This window comes from Sulfobacillus harzensis (genome assembly GCF_012933365.1).
Lineage (GTDB): Bacteria > Bacillota > Sulfobacillia > Sulfobacillales > Sulfobacillaceae > Sulfobacillus_B > Sulfobacillus_B harzensis.
In genome coordinates this window covers 1-4,859 of the sequence record NZ_JABBVZ010000166.1, presented here as the reverse complement: position 1 = coordinate 4,859, position 4,859 = coordinate 1, and the positions used below count along the sequence as shown (strand labels likewise).

5 protein-coding genes are annotated in these 4,859 nt (G+C 62.0%); 2 read left to right on the top strand and 3 right to left on the bottom strand.

Translation table 11 applies throughout. The features are described 5' to 3' along the window. Positions 1 to 89 precede the first annotated feature (89 nt). Together HIJ39_RS21445 and HIJ39_RS21440 are read right to left on the bottom strand one after the other, a co-directional pair. Positions 90 to 1,367 carry an MFS transporter gene (locus HIJ39_RS21445; protein ID WP_169103079.1) on the bottom strand — a complete coding sequence of 426 codons (1,278 nt, stop codon included), beginning with the start codon at positions 1,365 to 1,367 and terminating at the stop codon, positions 90 to 92. After that, positions 1,357 to 2,286, bottom strand: coding sequence for an arginase family protein (locus HIJ39_RS21440; RefSeq protein WP_169103078.1), 930 nt, complete (start codon positions 2,284 to 2,286; stop codon positions 1,357 to 1,359). The genes HIJ39_RS21445 and HIJ39_RS21440 overlap by 11 nt, the downstream gene beginning before the upstream one ends. Positions 2,287 to 2,414: 128 nt before the next feature. On the opposite strand from HIJ39_RS21440, the gene HIJ39_RS21435 reads away from it, so the two are divergent. Further along, the gene (locus HIJ39_RS21435; protein ID WP_169103077.1) at positions 2,415 to 3,383 is read left to right on the top strand and encodes a helix-turn-helix domain-containing protein; all 969 of its coding nucleotides are present in this window, start codon (positions 2,415 to 2,417) and stop codon (positions 3,381 to 3,383) included. A gap of 572 nt (positions 3,384 to 3,955) precedes the next feature. On the opposite strand, the gene HIJ39_RS21430 is transcribed toward HIJ39_RS21435, so the two are convergent. Next, positions 3,956 to 4,333, bottom strand: coding sequence for a hypothetical protein (locus tag HIJ39_RS21430; RefSeq protein ID WP_169103076.1), 378 nt, complete (start codon positions 4,331 to 4,333; stop codon positions 3,956 to 3,958). A gap of 178 nt (positions 4,334 to 4,511) precedes the next feature. On the opposite strand from HIJ39_RS21430, the gene HIJ39_RS21425 reads away from it, so the two are divergent. Beyond that, positions 4,512 to 4,739, top strand: a complete 228-nt coding sequence (locus HIJ39_RS21425; RefSeq protein ID WP_169103075.1) for a hypothetical protein — start codon at positions 4,512 to 4,514, stop codon at positions 4,737 to 4,739. Positions 4,740 to 4,859: the final 120 nt, after the last annotated feature.

The following is a 4,859-nucleotide window of genomic DNA, read 5'->3' as shown; positions in this document are numbered from 1 at the left end:
ACACACTCATCGTACGGGAGGCGCTTTCATGCACACAAACTCCAAGAACTACTCCCTACAGGAATGATCTCGCCCCCGAATCTCCATGATTAGTCCGGCAAAATATCTTGTCCATCCGGCTCATTCACGGTTGTCGGGACCAGGTCTGCGATAGACTGCAGGCGCACCACCGGTGACCACAGAGCCCAGACAATCGTGGTCATGAGCGCCAGCGCCCCAATCAACAGGCCCGTGTGAAGACCGAGCGCCTGGCTCACCCACCCGCCCGCAGCGGCCCCGAGCGGAATCGTGCCGTACGAGATCATCCGGTAGCCCGCCGTCATCCGCCCCAGCAGGGGTGCGGGTGTCACCGTCTGCCGGACAGAGATCGCCACAACGCTCGACAGCGTCACACCAAAATCCATCGCGCCAAACGTCATCACCAATAACGGGACCGTCCACCCGGTGCCCGACGGGGCGAGCGGCACCAGCGGTGCCGCCAAGGATTCCAGCATCACGACGCCCAGAAAGGTCGCACCGAGCCCGAACCGCCGCACGGCTTTGTCCGCCAGCAGGGCTCCAAGAAAGGCTCCCCCCGTCCCCCCTGCGAGGGTCACCCCCAGGAGGATCGGGGAGAGATGAAGATGGCGGACGGCATAAAGCAGGTACACCGTCAGCATCCATTCGTTGAACAGGTTATAGCATGCCGACACGGGGACCAGGGAACGCAAGTACGGATTAGTCCAGATGAGTTGCGCGCCTTGAAGAAATTGCGTCCACGGGCGTTCGACCGTGGCGGTCGGCGTGAAACCTTCGGTGCGCATGGCGCTCAACGTCACGACAGAGATGAGCAAGGAGACGGCCGTGAGCCCCAGCGCGACGGGCGCGGTCACTGTTTGGACCAAGGCACCGGCCAGGGCCGGACCGCCCAGTTGCGCCCCGGTGGTGGTCGCTTGGAGGCGGGTATTGGCCCGCATCAGGCCGTCGGTTCCCACTAGTCCAGGCACATAAGCCTGAAACGCCAGTTCGAAGACGACAGTTCCCACCCCGAACAGAAAGACCAGTGCCCACAGGATCGGCAAGGACAGGCGGCCACTCACCGCCAGCGCCACGATGCCGCCCAACACGAGCGCACGGCCTCCATCGGCGACGATGAGAAGCGGACGGCGTCGATGACGGTCTACGGCCATCCCGACGAACAGGCTTAATACCAAGAATGGTAGCCATTGCAGCGCGTTCAGGACACCGACCGCACCCGCGGAGGCATGGAGCCGCAGAATGGCGGTGAGCGGGAGCGCGAGGGCAGGGATCTGGGTTCCGAGGGCGGCCAAACCCTGTCCCACCCACAGCAGTTGAAAGTCCCGATGCACTTGGCGGTCAAGCCCCATCGAACGAACCCTTCCTCCCGCCCCCATGGACCGGACGAATTTCGCGCAGGGCCTTCACCAGTCGATTGATAAACCGCGGCAACAGCCGCCCATCGCCATCATGATGGGGGTTCAGTTCGGTAATAACCACGCCCACGACCGGACAGCCATGGACAAACGCCCGAAGACAGGCCACCGCTTGATCGAGGCTGAGTCCCCCCTGAAAATGAGGATAGTTGCCCAAGGGGGCGTCGCCGCTATCGATGACATCCACGTCGAAGTGAACGAGCACCGGTCGGTCACCCATGACGGCGGCGGCCCGCCGTGCCGCCGCCGTGGGGTCGTCCAGAATCCGGGTCACGGACCAATGCCGGACAGGATGGGTCCCAAGCCACCCCTCCTCCGCGGGGGTCAACTCCTGCGGATGATAACCAAAGTACAGGATGTCCTCGGCGCCCAATAGGGGGAAGCGCGGACCGATCCGAGACACCGGCGTATCGACCAGTCCCAGGAGATGCGCGCTGACCATGGTGTCGAGAATTCCGGATTCGGTATCACCGGGCGTGCTCAAGTCCACATCGCCATCGAGGTACACCACGCCCAGATTCGGCCATCGCGAGAGAAGGCCCGCGACGACCCCCAGTGTGATTGTGCAGTCCCCGCCGAGGACCAGCAGGCAATCGTCGCCGGTCACCACGTCTGCCACGCGCTCCGCCACCCGCCGATTGATCTGCGCGACCCGACCGCCATCGCGATAGGGGCGGCCCACCCCCTGCGGACGATAAGGGGTGCGGGGCAAATCCCCGGCGTCGGTCACGGGACTCACCGCGCGTAACCGGTCCACGAGGCCTGCCGCACGCAGACGGTGGGGGGCCTGGTCCATGCCGGCATGGTGCGTGCCGGCCGACGTGGGCACCCCCAAGACTACCCAAGATGCCATGCATTCGCCCTCCTTGAACGGGATTTTGTTCCGAGGGGCTTCCCTCGGTGTTTCTCTCCAGGCCACTGTACGGTCCCGACACCCCGCCAACCAGTGACGGAAAGGTCACGATCCGCTAGAATACCGCCATGAAGAGGATCGCCGCCATTGTCATGCATGGCATCAGTGAGTTTAACCTCGGGGTGGTGTGTGAGGTTTTTGGAGTCCCACCCAAAGGGTTTGACGGTCCCTGGTATGAGCTTGCCTTGTGCTCCATAGACGGAGCGTCCGTGCGCACTCAGGGCGGATTAACGCTGGCCATCCCGCAGGACCTCGCCGCCACGGCCATGGCCGACACGGTGCTGGTGCCGGACTGGCCCGCCGACACACGGCAGGCTGTCCCCGAGGCCCTCATCCGGACATTGCAGGCGGCCCACGCGCGGGGGGTCCGACTCGTCTCCTTCTGTACGGGCGCCTTCGTCCTGGCAGCGGCTGGGCTACTCGACGGGCGCCGCGCGACCACGCATTGGCTGTGGAGTGACCGATTCGCCCGCCAATATCCGCAGATTGCGGTGGACCCACAGGCCCTGTACGTCGATGGCGGGCAGATTATGACGGGGGCGGGAACGGCGGCAGCCATCGACCTGGCTCTTCACGTCGTGCGGCAGGATTATGGGGCCGACGTGGCGAACCGGGTGTCGCGCTACCTCGTCGCGGCGCCCCACCGCGATGGAGGCCAAGCCCAATTCATCGATGTCCCCGTGCCGGCGGTCCACGACGACGTGAGGCTGGCTTCCCTGTTGTCTTGGATCGTCGAACACCTCACCGACCCCATCTCCGTGGAGGGGTTGGCCGCCCGCGCCGCCGTAAGTCCCCGAACATTTTTGCGCCGGTTTCGGGCAGTCACCGGCACCACCCCCTATCAATGGGTGCTGCGGCAACGGATCGCCCGCGCGCAACAATTACTCGAACGGACGAGCGAATCCGTGGAACGAATCGCCGAGCTCTGCGGGTTCGGTTCTGCCGCCAGTCTCCGGACGCACTTTCGGGACATCGTAGGCACCGCACCATTAACGTATCGCCGGGCCTTCCGCCATTCATCGTCGCCAAATCGGTAAGCAAGCGGGGAGGCCTCATGCATATTCGCCCCCGAAACTCCCTCATTAGGATCGCGAAATAGCGGGGGCTGTTTCGTGCCGACCCTGTAGGGGAAGCACTGGTGGTCAGGTCTCGCACACTCCCCGCTATCACAGTAGCCGCGGTCCCCTAATTCGCTTATTGACTCGCCTCTCGCCAGGGGTCAAATGCACTTCCCTCTCCGTTAGTTCGATAAATTTATTCCAGTTCTTCATCCGTCGGGGGCTCAAATAACTGCATCCACTCTTTAAGGGCGGTTTCAGGTATACAAAACGCCCCGTCGGGACGGATGGGCATGTCTATCTTTAAATCGCCCTAACAACACGTCTTCGGGAAGACTCGTAGATTTTGATTAACCACTTTCTGGCTGTTTTTCGCCGCGTAGCGCCAAGTGCCACATCTTGTGGTTGGTTAAGGACCGCGCGGGTCATCCGCAGACGGCCTAAGCGATGTCGGAGACCACGCCGGCGGCCCCTTGCTAGAGAAAAAGAGCTGCTGGCTTCAAGAGGCTACCGATCAATATGGATCTTGGTATACCGTGATGCTACCACGTCTAGACCCGTAGAATATGGTCTGCAGATACTTGCATTGTGTAGGTCGGGGTTTCCGCGCGATACGGGCGAATGCGCAACGTGAGCTCCGAAGCCGCTGACGGCAACGGTGGTGTCAGGGAACGGACCCCCTGATCCAGCCCGGCGGCCCCACCGCCTGGCCAATAAGTCGTGCCTAGGTCGTCGGTCAGGTCAATTTGCCAGTGAACAAATCGCCAACTCAAGTCCCCGTCACCCATGCCGCGGTCCTCGGGAAGCGGCGGGGCGACACGATAATTGACCCGCACTGCGTATTTGTCGGACTCGATGGATACAATAGTGAGTTCCCGGTCCGGAACAATGCCGGTTAACACACGGGGCAGGGAATCCGCACGACACACCCCCTCAACATATCCTTACGTGGTTCAAGATGACGGCAGTCATTGACACGAGGTATCGGCATATGCGCCACGGTTGGGGTCAAAGACAGATTTAAACGCCCATCCAAAGTCCACCATATCATATCCGCGGTCAGTGACGCCCGACCTAAATTTTAATATCCGATACGAGGGCGGTCCGTTGTCAAACCCCGAGTTTACCCTGTTGACCCATCCGGTCCACGGGGAGCACTGGCATCGTTTCTACTCCACCGGGCAAGGCCTGGTCACGTCTCGCGCCTGGGGCAGCACACTGGATCGTGGCGAACGGTTCGTGGGCCAAGCCAAGCTTGTCGTCACGTGGATGACGGGGAATCATGCCCACAAGGGATATGCCATATATCGCGTTCCAGACGGAAAACGTCGGTGAAATTAAGGGGAGGCCTTATGGGATACTCGCCCCCGATTCTTCCATAGCCTCTCGGGATTCCGTTTTGCAGATGGGGCAAGGATTCTGCCCCGAACGCCAGGGCCATTTGCCCCCACGCCC